Annotated in this window: 18 protein-coding genes and 2 pseudogenes; 12 read left to right on the top strand and 8 right to left on the bottom strand. The window is 68.4% G+C overall.

Going from position 1 to position 19,507, the window contains the following annotated elements:
- A partial coding sequence (locus AB0M08_RS23915; protein WP_364497120.1) for a transposase occupies nucleotides 1-655 on the top strand: 655 nt, incomplete at its 5' end.
- 152 nt (nucleotides 656-807) lie between these two features.
- Here the strand turns inward: AB0M08_RS23915 and AB0M08_RS23920 are convergent.
- Nucleotides 808-1,191: a nuclear transport factor 2 family protein gene (locus tag AB0M08_RS23920; protein ID WP_364497122.1), complete on the bottom strand. Its 384-nt coding sequence runs from the start codon at nucleotides 1,189-1,191 to the stop codon at nucleotides 808-810.
- 86 nt (nucleotides 1,192-1,277) lie between these two features.
- Between AB0M08_RS23920 and AB0M08_RS23925 the strand changes: the two genes are divergently transcribed.
- The 3 genes from AB0M08_RS23925 to AB0M08_RS23935 all read left to right on the top strand — a co-directional run bounded on the left by AB0M08_RS23925 (nucleotide 1,278) and on the right by AB0M08_RS23935 (nucleotide 3,670).
- Nucleotides 1,278-1,874: a helix-turn-helix domain-containing protein gene (locus tag AB0M08_RS23925; protein ID WP_364497125.1), complete on the top strand. Its 597-nt coding sequence runs from the start codon at nucleotides 1,278-1,280 to the stop codon at nucleotides 1,872-1,874.
- A 518-nt stretch (nucleotides 1,875-2,392) separates the two neighbouring features.
- Nucleotides 2,393-3,310 carry a nitroreductase/quinone reductase family protein gene (locus tag AB0M08_RS23930; protein ID WP_364497128.1) on the top strand — a complete coding sequence of 306 codons (918 nt, stop codon included), beginning with the start codon at nucleotides 2,393-2,395 and terminating at the stop codon, nucleotides 3,308-3,310.
- A 45-nt stretch (nucleotides 3,311-3,355) separates the two neighbouring features.
- A complete protein-coding gene (locus AB0M08_RS23935; protein ID WP_364497131.1) occupies nucleotides 3,356-3,670 on the top strand; it encodes a hypothetical protein in 315 nt (104 codons plus the stop codon).
- Between the two features lie 86 nt (nucleotides 3,671-3,756).
- Here the strand turns inward: AB0M08_RS23935 and AB0M08_RS23940 are convergent, their stop codons facing one another.
- The 4 genes from AB0M08_RS23940 to AB0M08_RS23955 all read right to left on the bottom strand — a co-directional run bounded on the left by AB0M08_RS23940 (nucleotide 3,757) and on the right by AB0M08_RS23955 (nucleotide 7,962).
- On the bottom strand, nucleotides 3,757-4,446 hold the full coding sequence (locus AB0M08_RS23940; protein ID WP_364497133.1) for a response regulator transcription factor: 690 nt from the start codon (nucleotides 4,444-4,446) through the stop codon (nucleotides 3,757-3,759).
- A 151-nt stretch (nucleotides 4,447-4,597) separates the two neighbouring features.
- The gene (locus AB0M08_RS23945; protein ID WP_364497136.1) at nucleotides 4,598-6,394 is read right to left on the bottom strand and encodes a CotH kinase family protein; all 1,797 of its coding nucleotides are present in this window, start codon (nucleotides 6,392-6,394) and stop codon (nucleotides 4,598-4,600) included.
- A complete protein-coding gene (locus tag AB0M08_RS23950; RefSeq protein WP_364497138.1) occupies nucleotides 6,394-7,068 on the bottom strand; it encodes a DUF4956 domain-containing protein in 675 nt (224 codons plus the stop codon). The genes AB0M08_RS23945 and AB0M08_RS23950 overlap by 1 nt, the downstream gene beginning before the upstream one ends.
- A 6-nt stretch (nucleotides 7,069-7,074) precedes the next feature.
- Entirely contained in the window at nucleotides 7,075-7,962 is an 888-nt protein-coding gene (locus AB0M08_RS23955; protein WP_364497141.1) for a polyphosphate polymerase domain-containing protein, read from the bottom strand.
- Between the two features lie 388 nt (nucleotides 7,963-8,350).
- On the opposite strand from AB0M08_RS23955, the gene AB0M08_RS23960 reads away from it, so the two are divergent.
- The 3 genes from AB0M08_RS23960 (at nucleotide 8,351) to AB0M08_RS23970 (ending at nucleotide 11,343) form a co-directional block, all read left to right on the top strand.
- On the top strand, nucleotides 8,351-9,367 hold the full coding sequence (locus tag AB0M08_RS23960) for an intradiol ring-cleavage dioxygenase (RefSeq protein WP_364497144.1): 1,017 nt from the start codon (nucleotides 8,351-8,353) through the stop codon (nucleotides 9,365-9,367).
- A gap of 120 nt (nucleotides 9,368-9,487) precedes the next feature.
- Complete coding sequence (locus AB0M08_RS23965; RefSeq protein ID WP_364497147.1) at nucleotides 9,488-10,669, top strand: histidine kinase; 1,182 nt, start codon at nucleotides 9,488-9,490, stop codon at nucleotides 10,667-10,669.
- Nucleotides 10,666-11,343, top strand: coding sequence for a response regulator transcription factor (locus AB0M08_RS23970; RefSeq protein ID WP_364497149.1), 678 nt, complete (start codon nucleotides 10,666-10,668; stop codon nucleotides 11,341-11,343). Before AB0M08_RS23965 ends, AB0M08_RS23970 begins: the two co-directional genes overlap by 4 nt.
- Before the next feature lie 6 nt (nucleotides 11,344-11,349).
- Here the strand turns inward: AB0M08_RS23970 and AB0M08_RS23975 are convergent, their stop codons facing one another.
- On the bottom strand, nucleotides 11,350-12,684 hold the full coding sequence (locus AB0M08_RS23975; protein ID WP_364497151.1) for an MATE family efflux transporter: 1,335 nt from the start codon (nucleotides 12,682-12,684) through the stop codon (nucleotides 11,350-11,352).
- A gap of 265 nt (nucleotides 12,685-12,949) precedes the next feature.
- Here AB0M08_RS23975 and AB0M08_RS23980 point away from each other — a divergent pair.
- From AB0M08_RS23980 to AB0M08_RS24000, 5 genes and pseudogenes are all read left to right on the top strand, one after another.
- Nucleotides 12,950-14,960, top strand: a pseudogene (locus tag AB0M08_RS23980) (hypothetical protein).
- 19 nt (nucleotides 14,961-14,979) lie between these two features.
- Nucleotides 14,980-15,378, top strand: a complete 399-nt coding sequence (locus tag AB0M08_RS23985; protein ID WP_364497153.1) for a hypothetical protein — start codon at nucleotides 14,980-14,982, stop codon at nucleotides 15,376-15,378.
- 6 nt (nucleotides 15,379-15,384) lie between these two features.
- Nucleotides 15,385-15,942, top strand: a complete 558-nt coding sequence (locus AB0M08_RS23990; protein ID WP_364497156.1) for a dihydrofolate reductase family protein — start codon at nucleotides 15,385-15,387, stop codon at nucleotides 15,940-15,942.
- Nucleotides 15,943-16,026: 84 nt separating this feature from the next.
- Nucleotides 16,027-17,850 (top strand): subtype A tannase, encoded by a 1,824-nt coding sequence (locus AB0M08_RS23995; protein ID WP_364497159.1) that lies wholly within the window; start codon nucleotides 16,027-16,029, stop codon nucleotides 17,848-17,850.
- Between the two features lie 32 nt (nucleotides 17,851-17,882).
- The gene (locus AB0M08_RS24000; protein ID WP_364497162.1) at nucleotides 17,883-18,254 is read left to right on the top strand and encodes a hypothetical protein; all 372 of its coding nucleotides are present in this window, start codon (nucleotides 17,883-17,885) and stop codon (nucleotides 18,252-18,254) included.
- A 205-nt stretch (nucleotides 18,255-18,459) separates the two neighbouring features.
- Here AB0M08_RS24000 and AB0M08_RS24005 read toward each other — a convergent pair.
- Nucleotides 18,460-18,645: pseudogene (locus AB0M08_RS24005) on the bottom strand (SAM-dependent methyltransferase); the annotation flags it as partial.
- Between the two features lie 101 nt (nucleotides 18,646-18,746).
- On the bottom strand, nucleotides 18,747-18,887 hold the full coding sequence (locus tag AB0M08_RS24010; RefSeq protein WP_364497164.1) for a hypothetical protein: 141 nt from the start codon (nucleotides 18,885-18,887) through the stop codon (nucleotides 18,747-18,749).
- Nucleotides 18,888-19,507: the final 620 nt, after the last annotated feature.

A 19,507-nucleotide genomic window follows, 5' to 3' on the forward strand; every position in this document is an offset into this window, starting at 1 on the left:
CTGGCGTGAGCAGGTCCAGGCCGTCGCGATCGACATGTGCACCGTGTTCAAGGCCGCGATCCGCGAGGCGCTGCCGCACGCGCTACTGGTCGTGGACCACTTCCACGTCGTGCAGCTGGCCAACCGGGCCGTCACCGAGGTCCGCCGCCGTATGACGATGACCCACCGCGGCCGGCGCGGCCGTGCGAGCGACCCGGAATGGCAGCAGCGCAACCGGCTGACCAGGTCCGCATCCCGGATGCGCGCCGAACACGTCGACCGGCTGGCCGACACCCTGGACAACCTGCCGACAAAGATCGGCACACCGATCCTGACCGCCTGGAACGCCAAAGAAGACCTACTCGATCTCCTCGCGCTCGCCCGCACCCGCCCGGACCGGGAAACCATCGCCCGGCTACTGCATCGTTTCTACGCCCGCTGTGCCGTCTCTGACCTGCTCGAACTGCACCGCCTCGCCACCACGATCGAGACCTGGTGGCCGGAAATCCTCGCGTTCCTGCACACCGGCATCACCAACGCCGGCTCCGAAGGAACCAACCGCGTCATCAAAACCGTCGCCCGCGACGCCTACGGATTTCGTAACCCGAAGAACCAGCGGCTACGGACCCGTACCGCTACCACCCGCCGCCACCGCGGACACCTCAACCCCGCTTAAATTCGAAGAGCCACCATGGCCCGACGACATCGTGGAATGGGCACCAACCTCCCGCAAGCCACACGGCTTCACCTGACCGATCGAACCGCAGCCCTGAGCGGAAACGGTCATCCTCCGTGCGATGGTCTCGCGACCGCTATTGAACTGTCGTCTCAGTGGTCAGCGTCCTGGTCGAGTAGCTCTCTCGGGCTTCCCGACCACGGGAACCCGGTGCTGGCCCCCCACATCTCGGCGAAACGGCCGTCCTCGAAGCGGAAGATCTCATACAGCTCGGGCCGCGCGCCGTCGATACCCTCCACAACGGACCGGACTGCAGCCTTGTCGCCGTCGAGGATCACGTCCTGGGCGACCACACGCATCGCCGGATACCGAGTGGTCAGCGCCAACCATGCATCCTTACCCGCAGGGAAACCCGCGCCCAGCGGATGGCTGAAGAAGTCAGGGGCATGCAGCGGCGCGGCGTCGTCGAAGCGGCGGGTGTTGAAGCACTCCTGCAGCCGGCGCACGAGCGCATCGGCCTTCTGATCGGAGCTCATCGGCGTTCCTCCAGCACTAAACGGGGCGACGCCCCTCTTAGCGACGAGCGTATACGGTGCCGCGCCCCGGATATAGTGAAACCGTCATGGCCAACCGTGAGCTACGCGCCGATGCGAGGCGCAACCGCGAACTCATCCTCCAGACTGCCCAGCAGCTGTTCGCCGCAGACGGCCTGGACGTTCCGCTCGACGAGATCGCCCGCCGGGCAGGGGTCGGTCCCGGCACCATTCACCGGCATTTTCCCGCCAAGGAGGCGCTCTACCTAGCGGTCGCCGTCGACATGCTGCGTGGGCTCGTAGCGGAGGCAGCGGTGCTCGCGGCGGGCGACGATCCCGAAGCCATCTACACGCTGCTCTCCCGAATGATCGCCTCAGGCGCCCAGAACGCAGCAGTGAAGAGCGCACTGGCCGCGGCCGAGTTCGATCTACGAGCGGCGGCACCAGACATCGCAAAAGACCTGAACCGCCACGTCACGGATCTGCTCGACCGCGGCCACCGGGCCGGTATCGTCCGGTCCGACGCCACGGCCGACGAGGCGGTGGCGCTCGTCGCCGGCGCGTTCGCCGCGATCCACCATTCCGGCGCGGCGAACGATCCCCGGCGGTCCGCTCACCTCGCTCGGATCATCCTCGACGGACTGCGTCCACCGGCAACGATGACACGAGCGAATATGTCTTACTAGTGATTGCCTCATGCCTATCGGAGTGATTCGATCACTGCCGATCGTCACTTCCGGGAGTCGCCCCCCTCGGGTGATGGGCGAATAACACTTCTTTCTGGGTCGGGGCGTGTGCGCCCTGGCCCACGGTGTTATTCTTTGGGCGCGCCGCGTGTACCCGGCAAGGAGACCGCCGTGGGCATGGAGGCGCCGTACCACTGGGGCGATCAGATGGATATCTGCTGACCAGAGGCAACATCGGGAGCCGGAGCATGAGGCCCCGCGTGCGCCGTCGGCGCCACCGCCCGCCTTGGCGCTTCGCTTAGCCACCCGGCACTCCTAGCGACGTCCGATGCCTGTGCGGCAGCCGTTCGACGTCGTATTCCACACGCGGCGAGCGCCATTTTGGCGTACCCATTTCCTGCGGTCGCCTCCGCGAGAATCCATGCCAATTCCTGCGTGTTCGCGCGTGTGCGATGTAACCGCAATTCATTCCTCAGTCCTGCACTGAACTGATGGACCCCAAAGAGAGGATACAAACTGTGACCCTTGAGGGCTACGCAGCGGCGACGGAGTTCAACCAGCCGATCATCGATGATTTCCGCGCCAACGACGGCAAGGTCAGCGGCATGTTCGAAGGCGCGGCCCTGGCGCTGCTGACCACGGTCGGTGCTCGTACCGGTCTGCCCCGTACCAGCCCGGTCGGCTGGGTCGAGGTCGACGGTGATCAGGTGGCGGTCGCCTCGGCCGGCGGCGGACCGGTCAACCCGTCCTGGTACCACAACATCGTCGCGAACCCGTGGCTCACGGTCGAGGTCGACACCGACAAGTACCAGGCGCTGGCCGAGATCCCGCACGGGTCGGCACGAGAAGAGCTGTGGCAGAAAGTGATCGCTGTCGCGCCCGGCTATGCCGACTATCAGAAGCAGACCTCCCGGGAGATCCCGCTGGTGATCATCAAGCCGCAGGAGGGCCCGAACGGCGCCCGGCTGCGCGGCATCGGCGCGGAACTGCAGGAGGTGCATGACTGGCTGCGCAAGGAAATGGCTGAGCTGCGCGACCAGGTCGACGACTACCTGGCCGGCCGGACCTCCGCCATCCGGACACCACAGTCGCCGGAGGATCCCGCGACGGCCCTGCGCACCCACTGCATGACTTTCTGCCAGGCGCTGAACGTCCACCACACCGGTGAGGACGACCATGCGTTCCCGGTGTTGCAGCAGCGGTTTCCGGCGCTGACGCCGATCCTGGACGACCTGCGTGCCGAGCACGTGGTGGTGGCTCGGATCAACAAGCAGATCGAGGCCCTGGTCACCGACGTCGACTCGTGGGACGGCGAGACACTGCGCGCCGAGCTGGACCGGCTCACCACCGAGCTGGAGACCCACCTGAAGTACGAGGAGGAAACGCTGTCCGCGGCGCTCAACGCGATGGGGCCCGCTCCGCAACGACGTCCCTGACCCGCGTTCGACCGGTTTCCGAGCCGGAAGGCCTAGCGTGCCAGCATGAGGATGCTCCTCGTCGCGGCCGGTACCCCGTTGCCGCTGCCACGGGAGCCGAGGGAACGGATGCTGTTCGGCGGTCACGGCTTCGGCCGGCTGGCCGCCGCCGGCAGGCCGGACTTGATCCGGTTGGCCGAGGGGTGGCGACCGGATGCCGTGGTGGGCGGCACGCTTTCGTACGCGGCAGCGCTGCCCGCGGTGTGGAGAAAACTGCCCTGGCTCAGGCATGCCTGGGACATGGTCGAGCGCCCGAAATGGAACGCGGCGCCGCGGCCGCGCCGTTCGGGTGCATGGCGCATCGGGAGCACCGAGAGGTGAGGAGTTTCGGCTCGCTGTGGAGGCGCTGGCGCGGGCCTGCGCGGGAGTTCGGGTGGAGGGCGGCGTGTGGAGGGCGGCGGGTGGGGTCAGTCGCGGGGCTCGACGATGTAGCCGATGCCGCGGACGGTGTGGATCAAGGGGGTGGAGCCGGACTCGAGTTTGCGGCGGAGGCGGGAGATGTAGATTTCGACGACGCGGGAGTGGCCCTCGATGTGGAAGCGCCAGACGCGCTGGAGGATCTGTTCGCGGGGGATGACCCGGCCGGGGTTGAGCATCAGGTAGCGGAGCAGGTCGAACTCCGTGGCGGTCAGCTCGATGATGCGGTCGGCGCGGCAGGCACGGCGGTTCGGTTCGTCCAGGGTCAGGTCGCCGACGGTCAGGGACGGGGACGGGGTGGCCATGCGGGTGCGGCGGAGCAGGGCGCGCAGGCGGCTGACCAGTTCCGGTAGGGAGAACGGGCGGGTCACGTAGTCGTCGCCGCCCGCGCTCAGGGCACGGACCAGGTCGTCGACGCCGTCGACCGCGGTGAGGAAGAGGACCGGCAGGTCAGGGACGTGGGAGCGTAGTTGTTCCATCGCGGACAGGCCGTCGAGGTCGGGCAACAGCATGTCGAGGACCGCGATGTCGGGGTGGAAGACGCGCGCCGTGGCGAGGGCGGTGCGGGCGCTGCGCACGCCGCGGGTGTCCCAGCCCTCGGCGTGCAGGGCTCCGGCTACCAGTTCGATCAGTGCCGGGTCGTCGTTGACCAGCAGAATCCGGGGCGGTGATGCCGTCACGCGGACCCTCCGATTGCAATGGGGGGACGACCGATGAGGGATGAGCGATGAAGAGCGGAGCGATGGAGGAGAGGCCGGCGAGGGGACGAAGCAGCGATGCCGGCCGTCAGGGGGACGCGGCCGGCATCGCTGCCGTTCCTGCGGGAGCGGGTCAGGAACCCTTGATCAGGTCAGTGCTCGCCAGGTACGTCGTACGCTGCTCGATCAGGGTCTTGAGGGACTCCGCGTCGCTGGTCGTCGCGTCGGCGTCGTAGCCGTCGACCGTGGCCAGGACCTTGGTGATCGCGGTCAGGCTGTTCAGGGCCGTACCGCTGCCGTAGATCTTCTGGTAGAGGTCGCGGTACGCCTCGTCGTAGACCGCGCTGAAGGCGTCGCTGGCGAGGAAGCGCTCCTTGAGCGTGTTCCCGCTCATCGAGAAGCCGCCGCCGCCCTGCTGGCCACCGCCGCCCTGCTGGCCACCGCCCTGCATGTCGGGCATCTGCGCGCCGTCCGGCAACTGCATGCCGTCGGGCATCTGGAAGCCACCCTGCTGCTGGTCACCGCCGGTCTGCTGGCCACCGCCCTGCTGGCCACCGCCACGGTTGCCACCGCCGCCGCCCATGCTCACCGTCTCGTGCGGGTCCTGCTCCGCGCTGCCGGAGAGCGTGAGGTTGTAGTCCCAGCCGACCACGGCGAACTTCTTGGTCTCCAGGTTGTACCAGAGGTAGTAGTTCTTACCGGGGCCCGACATGTCGTCGAAGTTGACCAGCAGGTTCTGGATGGCCAGGTACTGGGCGAACTCCTTCGTGTCGACGTACTGGTCCAGTTTGGCGTCGAAGTCGGCGTCGCTGGCGCTGGTCACCCACTGGATCAGGTTGATGACCGGCTGGAGGTCCTGACTCCCCTTCTTGTTGATCTGTTTGAAGTCGTCCTCGTAGTCGATCTGGTCGTCGCCCTGGTCCTCGAACTGGCTGGACGCCATGCTCTTGTAGAGCACGCCCGCGTCGCCGTCGTTCGCGGCGCTGACGGTCTCCGCGAACTCCTTGTCCGGGTGCTCCACCACGAGCCGCGCCGTGGTCGGGCGGTCGTTGACGGTGAAGCTGGTGTAGGCGTACTTCTCGGCCACCTGCCCGGCACTGGCCAGGACGTTCAGGGTCACCGCCTCATTGAGTACGGCACTCCCCCCGCCCTGTCCCGCGACCCGGATGGCGATCTCCCGGTGTCCCTGGTAGCGCAGCCCGTCGACGAACTCGTCGAAGCGGATCAGCCACGGCAGGTCCTCGGGCTCCTCGGACTTCAGCGAGGAGCGCCCGCCGAAGCCGCCGCCACCCTGCTGGCCGCCGCCCTGCTGGCCCTGCTGGCCGCCACCCTGCTGGCCGCCGGTGGCACCGGCCGCCGCGGAGGAGGACGCCGCGGGAGCAGCGGCACCGGACGGAGCCGCGGCGCTGGGAGCGGTGGACGCGCCGCCGCCCTGCTGACCGCCGCCCGGGAAACCGCCGCCCTGCTGACCGCCGCCACCGGGGAAGCCGCCCCCGCCGCCCTGACGGTTGCCACCGCCGGTGCTGCTCTGGCGCGACTCGCCGTTGCGGGTCAGGCCGGAGAGCGTGGAGTTGCCCTTCAGCCGGATCCCGACGCTGTTGATGGTGGTCCCGTCGATGGTCAGGTCCGCCTCCAGGTACTCCTTCTCCCCCTCGTCGAAGTAGGAGTCGAGCACCCGCTGGTAGTCGTCCTCCCGGTAGGTCAGCTTGATGCTGTGCCCCACCGAGTCGTCGAACAGGTCCACGGTCCCGTTGATGTTCTGGGTGACCTGGTCGCCGTCCTCGTCACTGGCGCTGGTCACCAGCGGCGCCACCCGGACGGTGCTGAACACCACCGCGAGCGCCACTCCCACCGCCAGGCACGTGGCCAGCAGTCTCCAGTAGTGCCGGATCCGGACCGGGATCCGGTGCACCAGCCTGCGGGGCAGCATCAGAGGTCCGTCTGGTCGTATCCGGTCAGCACCGTCACCCGCTGGCCGCCGGTCCGCTCACCGAGCGCGGTGATCAGCTGACCCGGCTCGTGACCCTTCTTCAGCCGTACGGTGTACATCAGCTCGGTCAGCGCGCCACCGCGGATCGACTCGATGCTGATCAGCTCGAACTCGCTGGTGTGCGCGATCAGGACGTCCTGGATGTGCTCGGTGTAGTTGCCGTCCGGCGGCACCTGGACCTTGACCACCTGGCGCTGCACGCTGGAGGCGAACCAGTTGAAGCGGAACATCACCACGATGATCAGGCTGATCACGACCGCGGCCACGATGGCCAGGGTGTAGAACCGGGTGCCGGTCGCCATGCCGACGCCCATCACCAGGAAGATGAACCCGACGTCGCGGGTCTCCTTGATCGCGTTCCGGAAGCGGACCACCGAGAGCGCGCCGACCAGCGCGAACGCCCGGGCGATGTTGGAGCCGACGACCAGCATGATCAGCGAGATCAGCATGCCGAGGATGACCAGCGTCTGCACGTACGACTGGCTGTACGAGACGTTGCGGTGGGTGAAGCGGTACACCCACGCCACCATGGCGCTCAGCAGGAAAGACAACGCCATCACCGCGGCGATGTCACCGACGCTGAACGTACCGGAGAGATCTTGAACGTCGAACATGGAAGATCAGGCCTCGCTGAGGGAGAGGGCCGGCTTGCCGGCGAAGAGGTCGTCGGGGATGTGGAAGATGGAACGGGGAGCGCCGCCGAATGCCTCGACGCTCTGGCAGTACTTGGAGACGCGGACCACCGACATGTTCAGCTGGGCGGCCAGGTCGGTGAGCCAGTACGGGACCCGCTCGTCGGCCTTGAACTCGATGACCGAGAACTTGGCCGGGATGATCAGCCGGTTCTCCGCGTCGGAGCCGAAGTGGAAGTCCCGGTCCCGGCCGCGGAGCCGGTGGTCCATGGTGACCCGCAGGCCGGTGTCGGACTCCCGGCCCACGAAGGCCTCGCGCTGGTACCCGGTCATCGCGACCGGGCGCAGGTCGAGGGTTTCGATCAGCTCCAGGACCTCCTCGAGGAAGGCCCGCTCGGACGGGTTGTGCTCGACCATCTGCCGGCCGTCACAGAGGTCCCGGGCCCGGTGGTACGGCATCGCCACCCGGCGCTTCTGGGTGACCCGGTTGACCCGCTGCTTGATCTCGATGTGCACCGTGGTGTCGTCGTTCACCGAGAAGCGATCGCCGTAGTACCGGACGCGCAGCTTGCGCCGGAACTTGAGGCCTTCGATCTTCTCCCAGTAGAACTTGAGATCGGTGGTGTCGTAGTAGGTGCTCCAGACCCCGTACCCGCCGTTGGCGCCGTGCGCGTCGAAGTCGAGCCGCTTGACCAGCTCGTCCCGCAGGCGCGGGAGCTCGTTGCTGGGCAGCAGGTACTTGATCTCGTAGCGATTGAAGGCGTGCAGCGTGCTGGGTGCACGCAGCGCGTGCCCTTCGTGTTCCGATACCGTCGCCTCCTCCTCTGCGGCGGTGGGCGGAGGTGGCGGTGCACCACGGCGGAACGGCAATCGCATGGCGGGGCCAATCGTGACGGGCGGTCAGGGTGCGCTGAAGTGCCGCGAAACATAAGATGAACGGACGGTGTACAACAAGCGCCGCACTACGATTGCCCGAGCCTCGTGCTCGGCGCGTCGTCTATTCGTAGACATCTGAACGGATGAGGTGTACTGCGTTCGTAGTACATGCCTCAGATCCCGTATTGACACGCTCAACTGCCATACAGGCGAGTAGTCCCGACTGACCGGATTGCCGTGTCTGCGGTAGTAACCGATCCCGCGCCTACCGCGACCGTGGTATGCGGGCAGAACGGACGGCCCGCCGCCGGACGACGCGGCACCCCCGTCCCGCTGGCCACACTTGCCTCCGTTGTCGCCATCCGTGTGACCACCGCATCGGAGGATCATGTCCCAGCAGCCGGAAGCCACCTATCAGGGCCGCGTCCTGCCCAAGCCCGACGAGCCCGTGTACGACCAGGGTCTCGGATTCGACCTCGGCACCCTGATGGGCCGTCGCCAGATCCTGCGCGCCTTCGGCATCGGTGCGGCCGCGTTCGGCCTCGCCGCGTGCAGCGACGAGTCCGGCACGAGCAGCAGCGCCGAGCCCGCGACCTCGGCGTCCGCGGAGTGGTCCGGCGAGATCCCGGAGGAGGTCGTCGGCCCGTACCCGGGTGACGGCTCGAACGGCCCGCAGGTGCTCACCGAGAGCGGCATCATCCGCAGCGACATCACCTCCAGCATCGGCGACGCCACCGGCAAGGCCGAGGGAGTGCCGCTGACCGTCGAGCTGACCGTCAGCGACCTGGTCAACGACGGCAAGGCGTTCACCGGCGCCGCCGTCTACATCTGGCAGTGCGACCGGGCCGGCCTCTACTCGATGTACTCCGAGGGGGCCGAGAAGGAGAACTACCTGCGCGGCGTCCAGATCGTCGACGACTCCGGCAAGGTCAACTTCACCACCATCTTCCCGGCCGCGTACACCGGCCGGTGGCCGCACATCCACTTCGAGGTCTACCCCGACCAGGCCAGCATCACCAAGGGCAACAGCGAGGCGATCGCCATCTCGCAGATCGCCTTCCCCGAGGAGATCTGCAACACCGTCTACAAGGAGACCGGGTACGAGGCCTCGGTCGCCAACATGACCCAGACCCCGCTCGCCTCCGACGGCATCTTCGGCGAGGACCTCGGCGTCCACGAGATGGCCACCGTCACCGGTGACGTCTCCGGCTACGCCGCCACCCTCGCGGTCGGTATCGACACCACCACCCCGGCCGGCACCGGCACCATGAACGCCGGGGCGGGCGGTCCCGGCGGCGCGGGCATGCCCAGCGGCGGGCCGATGCCGAGCGGGCCGATGCCCAGCGGCTTCCCCGGTGGCGGCATGCCGCCCAGCGGCGCCCCCGCGCCCGGCGCCTCCTCCTGAACCACCGCTCCTGAACCACCCCGGCGGGGGCGTTTACCGCGTGCGCGGTAGACGCCCCCGGCGGCGGTTACCACGGCGAGACGATGCCGGCGGGTGCCCCGGACGCCTACCGTCGACACCATGATCTCCACGGTGACGCAGCGGTTCCGCCACGCCGCCGTACGCCATCCGCTCCTGCTCGACACCGTCTTCGGGTTGATGCTCGCGCTCCCCGCGGTGGTCGCCGTGACCAGCCACGACCGGGGTGCCTACACCGCCAAGACGGTGGCCGCCACCGGCGTCGCGGTCATCGCCGGGCTGCTCCTGGCCGTACGGCGGATCTGGCCGACGGCCGTGCTGGCCGTCGCCACCACGGTCTCCGTCGCCTACATCGCGGTCCTCGGCGAACAGCCCCCGGCGCTCACGTTCGCCCAGATGGTCGCGGTCTACACGGTCGCCACCCGGGTCGAGCGGAAGTGGATGTGGTGGCTCGGCGCCGCCGTCGCCGTCCCGCTCTACCTGGTCAACGTGCTCGGCGCCGGCGGCGACTGGTGGGTGCCGCAGAACATCGGGGTGATCGCCCTGGTCGCGATGGCCGTGGCGGTCGGCGACGCCAACAACAGCCGGCGCGCGTACATCGCCGAGATGGAGGAGCGCGCCCGCCGCGCCGAGCAGAACCGGGACGACGAGGCCCGCCGCCGGGTGGTCGAGGAGCGCATCCGGATCGCCCGCGAACTGCACGACGTGGTCACCCACCACATCGCCGTGATCAACGTGCAGGCCGGCGCCGCCCGGCACATCCTGCGCCGGCAGCCGGACGCCGCCGACACCGCGCTCGTGCACATCCGCAACGCCTCGGACACCGTGCTACGCGAGCTCGCCTCGATGGTCGGCGTACTCCGCCAGGCCGACGACCAGGATCCCGGCACCGAACCGACCCGCGGGCTGGCCCGGCTCACCGCCCTGCTGGACAGCGTCGCCACCGCCGGGCTCAAGGTCGAGTACGAGCAGCACGGCGAGACCCGCGACCTGCCCGCCATGGTCGACCTCGCCGCGCACCGGATCCTGCAGGAGGCGCTCACCAACGCGCACAAGCACGGCACGGGCACGGCCAAGGTCACCATCACGTACGCCCCGGAAAAACTCTCCCTGGAGATCATCAACCCGATCGCCACCCCGGTGACCGGCGGCGGATACGGTCTGATCGGTATGCGCGAACGGGTCACCGCCGCCGGCGGCACGCTCTCCGCGCTGCGCCAGCCCGACCACCGCTTCCGTGTCCACGCCGTCCTGCCGGCCCCGAAGACGAAAGGCCAGCCGTGACGATCCGCGTGCTGCTCGCCGACGACCAGGCTCTCATCCGGGGCGGCTTCAAGCTGATCCTCGACGCCGAGCCGGGCATCGAGGTGGTCGGCGAGGCCGTCAACGGGCGCGAGGCGGTCGACCTGGCCCGGATCAGCCGCGCCGACATCGTGCTGATGGACATCCGGATGCCGGACGTCGACGGTCTCGAGGCGACCGCGCAGATCGTCGCCAGCGAGGACCTGGCCGGGGTACGCGTGCTGATCCTGACCACGTTCGAGAACGACGAGAACGTACTGCGCGCGCTGCGGCTGGGTGCCAGCGGCTTCCTCGGCAAGAACGTGGAGCCCGCCGACCTGGTCCGCGCCGTGCGTACGGTCGCGGCCGGGGACTCGCTGCTCTCCCCGGCCGCCACGCACAGCCTGATCACCCAGTTCCTCAACCAGCCGGAGGAGCCGCCGCTGCCACCGGCCGACCCCCTGGAGGGCCTGACCGACCGGGAGCGCGAGGTGGTCGTGCTGGTCGCGCACGGCCTGTCGAACGAGGAGATCGCCGACCGGCTGCACCTGTCCCCGCTGACCGCCAAGACCCACGTGAACCGGGCGATGGCCAAGCTACGGGCGAGGGACCGTGCTCAACTGGTCGTCCTGTCGTACCAGAAGGGTCTGGTCCGCCCCGGCGACACGCTCCCCTGAAGGATGTCATCCCGCTCGGGAGAAGCGTGGCCGTGAGATCAGATACCTGGTGCTCAGCCAGCACGTCAGAAAACCGATCACGTTGCTGATCGCCAGCAGTTTCGTCAGGGCCATACTGCCGACCGGCTGCGGCAGCAGAAGGGCGATCACCATGACGACGGTGAAGTAGACGGCGTTGAGCAGGAGCGCGGTGCCCGCCATGCCGACCTGTTCCAGGTAGGTCAATACGGCGAGCGTCCCGCCGAAGACCACGAACGTCGGCCCCATCCACAGGAAGTAGCCGGCCGTCGTACGCGCGACCTCGACGTCGGAGGTGAGCAACCGGCTCAGGGGATGACGTAACGCATAGGCCAGAACACCGATCACGGCATACGACGGCAGTGCGATGCGGACGGTGGCGCTCAGGCCGGCCCTCGTGATCGGCCGCCGTACCTCCCCCGGCCGCAGGTTCACGGCGATGGCCGCGCCCGAACCGACCGCGATCGCCACCACCATGAAGATGGAGTTCGCGCCCTGACCCAGGTTGAATCCGGCCACCTCGACGGCGCCGGCACCGCGGAGCACCCACAGGTAGCAGAAGTTCACCGAGGACAGCAGCACGAACGTCACCGCCACCGGCGCGCCGAAGGCCCACACCTCGGCCACCGCGTCCCGCCGGAACCACGACATCCGGCCGGCGTGGGCGCGGAGCAGCACCAGGGCCGCGGCACCCGCGACCGCGCCGGCGATCAGGGTGGCGAGCGGGACCGCGAGCACACCAAGGCCGGTTCGGGCTCCCAGCACCGTCATCGCAACGATGGACAGGACCGTGAAACCGACCGACAGCGCGGACGAGACCACCGTCCGGCCGATGCCCCGCAGCAATGCTCCACCGGTGTACGGGACCAGAGCGACCACCGAGGTCAGGCAGACCGCGACGATGAAGGCCAGCGTCTCCGGGCGTTGTCCCGGTGCGACCCCGACCACGGTCAGGATCGGGTCCGAGGCCGCGGCGAAGGCTCCGGCGATCAGGAGCAGCAGCCCACCGCCGATCCCGAGAAAGGTCGGTAACGGCCGCAGGATCTCCCGCCGCCCGGAGCGCGTCGCTATTCCGGCCGAGACCTGGGCGGCCACGACCAGACCTTCGGTGACCGCCAGTACCAGGAATCCGATCGGGGTGTAAATCGCCCGGATGTAGAGCGCATCGCCGCCGATCCGGCCGAGAAAAGCCAGGGTGAAGACCTGCAGAACCAGACCGGCCAGCAATCCCACCAGAATGGAGACCGCGAATCGAATGGCCGGGCTGATCAATGGCGCCGGGCCAGCGATCTCCCGTTCCTCATCACTGGTCACGAACGCCATCGACCATCACCCTCTTGAAAAGCCGGTGCCCCGTTGCGGCGAACCAGGGCAGGCTAACAAAATGTGGTGAAAATATTCGAGCCCCGCGATCGGCTCATTCTGCCCGGGTCAGCTCAGGTTCGCCTCCAGGGTGGTGAGGACGCCCGCCGACTGACCGGCGCATACCTGCTCTGGTTCCTGGTCACCACCCGCCGCCGACCGGAAATCCGTTTCTCCGGATTGCGCGGGCTCCCTAGGATCTCCGGAGATCAAGGGGGATGACACGGTGGGCGATTACCAGCAGTTCGTGACGGATGTGACCACGCGTCTGTCGGCCATGTCCCAGGGCGAGTTGTACGTCGTCGGCGACGCTCTCGACCGGGACTCGCTCTGGCTGACCTTCCTCGACTCCTTCCCCGCCGGCACCAATCCCCGGTTCCGGGAGCGGTCGGAGTACGACTGCTCGACCTGCCGCGGGTTCGTCAAGCACGTCGGCACCGTCGTCGAGATCCACGACGGACGGATCCGCAGCCTCTGGTCCGGCGTGTCGGCCTCCGACCCGGTCTTCTCCGTCGTCGCGGCCGCCCTGGACGACTTCGTCGGCACGCTGCCGCTCTCCGGCGTCTTCCGCTCCACCGAGGACCGGTACGGGACGGCGACGACCCGGACGCTGCGCGACGGCCGGGTCGAGGTCTGGAACCACCTGCACGGCCCGGTGGCGCAGCGGCACCGCACCACGGACGTCGGCACGGCCCGGGGCGCCTTCGACACCGCGGTGCAGGTGTTCCAGCGCGGCCTGGCCGAGCTGACCCCGAACGCCCTGGACACCGTCGCCGGCCTGATCGACGACGACGTCCTCTACCGCGGCGCGGAGCATCACCGCGCGGTGACCGGGTTCCGGTCGCTGCGGAACCAGTGGACGCAGGCGGCCGACCCACGGGCCTTCGTCTTCGCCAACGCCATGCATCCGGCGGCGCGCCTGCGCAACACGGTGATCGGCACCCTGATCCAGGATCTCTCCGACGGCGCCGACCTGGAGCAGGCGGTCCGGTCGTTCGAGGCGAAGGTGGCACCGCAGAACTACCGGCGCCCCACCGCGCTGATCACCCCGGCCATGGTCAAGGCCGCCATGAAGACCATCGACGAGCTGGGCATCGAGGAGTCGTTGCAGCGCCGGTTCGCCCGGCTGGCCGACGTGTCGGTCACCAACGTGCTGTGGGTCGACAACGACACCCAGTCGCGGATGAAGGACGGCCTCGAGGGCCTGCTCATGCGGGCGGCCACCACCGGATCCTCGGGGGCGCGCGTTCGTGACGCGAAGCCGGAGACGGTGCCGGTGGTCGCCTTCATGAAGGACATCCTGCCCGGCGCCGTGTCGATGGACCTGTGGGTCGCCGACCGCCACGAACCGCACCTCGTCAGCCTCACCACCGGTCGGCACCCGGGCGCACCCCGACTGTTCGCCTGGGACAACGACTTCGGCTGGTCGTACGGCGGCAACGTCACCGACTCGATCAAGGAGCGGGTCAAGCGGGCCGGCGGCAACGTCACCGGCAAGCTGCGGGTGAGCCTCTCCTGGTTCAACCACGACGACCTCGACCTGCACGTGTACGAGCCGGACGGCACCCACATCTGGTACCAGGAGAAGCGCGGCAAAGCTCGACGTCGACATGAACGCGAGCGGCCCGTACTCCCGCGAGCCGGTGGAGAACGTCACCTGGACCGGCAAGGTCCCCGACGGCGAATACCGGATCGCGGTGAACCAGTTCAAGAAGCGCGACAGCTCCGGCGCCGGCTTCGTCATCGAGACCGAGAGCAACGGAAAGATCGAGCATTTCCGGTACGAGCGTGCGGTCGGCCAGAAGGAGACCGTCGAGGTGGGCCGGATGACGGTCGCCGGCGAGGTGATCACCGCGTTCCACCCGGGCCGGGACATGCGGGCGGGCACCACCGGCCGGGAGGTGTGGGGCATCACCACCGAACAGTTCGTGCCGGTCTCCACCATCATGTACTCGCCGAACTTCTTCGACGACGGCGAGGTCGGCAACCGCCACTACTTCTTCATGCTGAAGGGGTGCGTGAACGACCAGCCGGCCCGCGGCATCTACAACGAGTTCCTCCGCGGCGACCTGCACCCGCACCGCAAGGTCTTCGAGGTCCTCGGCGACCGCACCAAGTGCGAGCCGTCCCCGGATCAGCTCTCCGGCCTCGGCTTCAGCTCCACGGTCCGCGACTCCGTGCTCGCCACGGTGACCATGACCGGCGGCCGTCGCCGCCTCATCGACGTCCAGTTCTGATCCACCCAGAGAGGCGACCGTGACCATTTTCGAGAAGGCCACCCGCGAGAAGTTCCGCTACCCGTCGGCCAAGGGCCAGCTGACCACGGAACAGCTGTGGGAGCTCCCGTTGACCGCCAAGTCCGGCTTCAGCCTCGACGACGTGGCCAAGGCCGTCAACGCCGAGCTCAAGGCCGTCGACACCGAGTCGTTCGTGGTCACCGAGACCAACCCGGCCAAGGCGACCCTGGAGACCAAGCTGGCAGTCGTCAAGCACGTCATCGCCGTACGCCTCGCGGAGGACCAGGCGGCGAAGGCCGCGGCGGCCAAGAAGCTGGAGAAGGAGAAGCTGCTGGCCGTCCTGGGCCGCAAGCAGGACGCCGTCCTGGAGAATCTGACCGAGGCGGAGCTGCTGGCCCGGATCGACAACCTATCGTGATCTGACATGGGACTGCTCACCTTCAGCATCAACGTCACCCTGGACGGTTGCGTCGACCACCAGGAGGGCATCGCCGACGACGAGACGCACGCCTTCTACACCCGGCTCATGCGGGAGGGCGGAGCGATGCTGTGGGGTCGCGTCACCTACGAGATGATGGAGAGCTACTGGCCGGCCGTCGCCCGTGGTGACGTGGCGGCGCCGCCGGCCATCCATCAGTGGGCCGTCGATCTGGAGGCCAAACCCAAGTACGTGGTGTCGTCGACCCGCACCGACTTCCCCTGGAACAACAGCCACCACATCGCCGGCGACCTGCGCGAGGGCGTGCAGAGGCTCAAGGACGCCACCCCGGCCGGGGTCCTGCTCGGCAGCGGCACGCTCGCCACCGCACTCGACCGCCTGGACCTGATCGACGAGTACCGCCTGCTCGTCCACCCCATGATCGCCGGCCACGGCCCGACGCTCTACCACGGCGGCCTGCCCGCCACCCGCCGACTCGACCTGATCTCGGCGCAGCCCCTGCAGAACGGCGCGGTGGCCGTGCACTACCGCCGCGCCCGCTGACATCACCGGAGACCCGTCACCCCCGGGTGGTCGATCCACCCTGATTCGGTCACTCTGCGTGTCATTTCTCCGTACGGTGGAAGCATGGAACTGCGCCGCCGAACGCTGCTCCGCGGAGCAGCGGCCACCTCGATCCTCGGTGTCCTCGGCGTCTCGGGCTGTGGCGACGACTCGGACGACGACGAGGCCACCACCCAGTCGATCGACCTCAGCGGCGCCACGTGGACCTACGACGCGACCAACGACGTCTACTACCAGCTCGGCAAGTACTACGTGACCAAGCCGGCGGCCACCGACTACGAGACGATCGCGGTGATCGTGCCGGGCAAGTACCTCACCGGCACCGAGAACAGCGACGGAACCTACACCGCCACGATCAACAGCTCCGGTACGGTCGGCGACTACACGCCGAGCACCGCGCCGATCGTGCTCCCGGTGAACACGCCGGGTTACGCCGCACAGGCCCCGCTGACCAGCTACAGCTACGACGACGTCTCCGAGTACCTGACGGCCGGCTTCATCTACGTGCACGCCGGGCTGCGCGGCCGGGACAGCAACACCAGCAGCTACACCGGCAACGCGCCGTGGGGCGTGACCGACCTGAAGGCCGCGATCCGCTACGTGCGCTACAACGCCGCGGTGATCCCGGGCAGCAAGGACCGGATCGTCTGCTTCGGGCACAGCGGCGGCGGGGCGCAGAGCGCGATCGCCGGCGCCTCCGGGGACAGCGCGCTCTTCACCCCGTACCTGGAGAGCCTCGGCGCGGCGATGACCGACGCGGGCGGGGCGACGATCAGCGACGCGATCGCCGGTGCCATGTGCTGGTGCCCGATCACCAGCCTGGACTACGCCAACGCGGCCTACGAGTGGAACATGGGCCAGTTCTCCAGCAGCGACACCCGCACGTCGGGCACCTGGACCAAGGCGTACTCCGACGATCTGGCCGAGGCGTTCGCCACCCACCAGAACAAGCTCGCGCTCACGAACTCCTCCGGCACGGCGCTGACCCTCTCGACGTCGAGCAGCGGCGTCTACCTGGCCGGCACCTACTACGACCACCTCGTGTCGGTGGTCACCACCTCGCTGAACGACTTCCTCTCCGACACCACGTTCCCGTACACGCCGTCCAACTCGTACTCGGCGGGCATGACCTCGGGCAGCTCGTCGTCGAGCAGCGCCATGCCCTCCGGCGGGGCGTCCGGGGGTGCGTCGGGCGGAGCCTCCGCGGGCGCCATGCCGTCCTCGTCGTCCTCTTCCTCGACGTCGACCACCTACAAGACGGTGGCGGCCTACATCGCGCACCTCAACAGCGACGGCCACTGGGTCACCTACGACGCCGCCACGAACACCGCGAAGATCTCCGGCCTGTCCGGCTTCGTGACCAGCCAGAAGAGCCCGTCCAAGGCGGTCGGCGCGTTCGACGGCCCGGACCGCAGCATGACCGAGAACGTCGTGATGGGCAGCGGCACCAGCGGCCTGCACTTCTCCCCGGTCGCCGAGAGCGTGATGACCGCCGACCAGACCTCGTACGAGTCCCTCACGAACTGGTCGTCCGACTACGCCGCCACCGAGTACGACAGCGACTTCACGGAGACCGACACCGTCGGGGAGACCGTCGACTACCGGCTCGACATGTACACCCCGCTCTACTACCTGAACAGCTTCTACAAGGGCTACCAGAGCGCCACCGTCGCCCCGCACTGGCGCATCCGCACCGGCATCATGCAGGGCGACACCGCCAGCACCACCGAGGTCAACCTGGCCCTGGCCCTGGAGAGCTACGAGGGCGTCACCGACGTCGACTTCGCCACCGTCTGGGGCCAGGGCCACACCCAGGCCGAACGCACCGGCAGCGCCGCCACCAACTTCATCTCCTGGGTCGAGAAGACCGTCGCGGCGGACACGTAGCCCACTGGCACGGGTGCGATAGAAAGTGCTGTATGCACAACGGGGAGCCGGCCACCACGCAGTCCACGCAGTCCACGCGGTACGGAACCGCCGTCCTGACGTCCTTCCTCTGGCACCTGGCGGCGTTCGTGGCGGCCTGGCTGAACACGCTCGTCGACCGGGAGGACACCTCCTGCGACGACGCCGGCGGCTTCTGCTTCACCGCCCATGGCAGCGCCGAACTGCTCTTCATACTGATCACGATCTTCCTGGTCTTCTCGCTGCTGGTGTCGCTGGCGACCGCCGCGGGGTTCGCGCGCCGAACCCGCTCGGCCGTACTCGCCGGCACCCTGGCCGCCGCGACCAGCGCCGTCGTCGCCGCGGCGCTCATCATCGCCCTCTTCGTCCTCAACGCCGCGTTCTGACCCCCGATCCGAACGCGAGCAGCCATCGCCGAGCGCACCGGGGTGACCGCCACCGAGGTCCGCGCCGCCATCGCCACCCCGAAGGCAGCGCGGTGGGGCGCGTCGCCTATCGCTTGACGGCGACGCCGCCGAACATGTGGACATGTTCGTCGGGGACCGTGTCGCTGCCGTCGGCGGGGTGCCAGCGGTGGACCAGGACGACGCCCGGGTCGAGCAGGTCGAGGGTCTCGCGCACCTCCGTGGACGCCACGATCGCGGCGGCGTCGTTGAGATCGGCGTCCAGGTAGGCGGTGCGGCCCTCGGGAGCGCTGGTCAACAGGGCGCGGGCATGAGTGAGGACGATCGGGTCGTTGTCGACATAGACGACCCGTCGCCCCGCGCTCAAACTCCTCCCCGCATCGCCCCACTCCCCTCTCGCCAAGCGCCATTCGCAGCACGCCCCGGCCGCCCTCACGGCCATCACGGGACGGAAACGCGCCGCCGACGAGCGGCTCAGGCGGCGTCGCGCTCGCGGGGCCGCTCGGCCAGGTCGCGAATCCAGGCGATCGCCGTCGACGCCATCGCCGCCTCGAGGTCGGCGCGGGCATGCCGCGCCGAGGTCACCGGATGCGGGTCACCGGCAGCCGCCACCACCGTCAGACCCAGCCCTCAGCCGCGGCTCAGGAACGCGAACACCGTCAGGTCGTCCACCCCGGCGTCCCGCCCACCCCGTTACCGGTCGGCCCCTGAGCCGTCGACCTCGGCAGCCCCGGGGTGCCACGCCTGGCAGAGGAGGCGGCGGGACGGACTTCAGTCGTTCTTCGTATCCGCGTGGACACTCAGAAGTGGCGGACGTACTCGGCTAGAGCCTCCATTGCCAGATGCCGTTGTCGGTGCCACGAACGAAGAGTTTCAGAGCGCCCTTATAGACGGTCGCACTGGGTGCGGAAGGAGTGAGCCCTCCGCCGGGGAGCTGGTTCCAACCACTCCACGAAGACCCGTCCAGAACATTGCGCCAAATCCCATCGTCCATACCACGAACCACCAGATTCAAAGCACCGCCATAGACAACCGCACTAGGCGCGGAAGGAGTGAGCCCCCCACCCGGAAGCCGACTCCAACCACTCCACGAAGACCCGTCCAGAACATTGCGCCAAATCCCATCGTCCATACCACGAACCACCAGATTCAAAGCACCGCCATAGACAACCGCACTAGGCGCGGAAGGAGTCAGCCCCCCACCCGGAAGCCGACTCCAACCACTCCACGAAGAC

The sequence above is a fragment of the Actinoplanes sp. NPDC051851 genome (genome assembly GCF_040681165.1).
Lineage (GTDB): Bacteria > Actinomycetota > Actinomycetes > Mycobacteriales > Micromonosporaceae > Actinoplanes.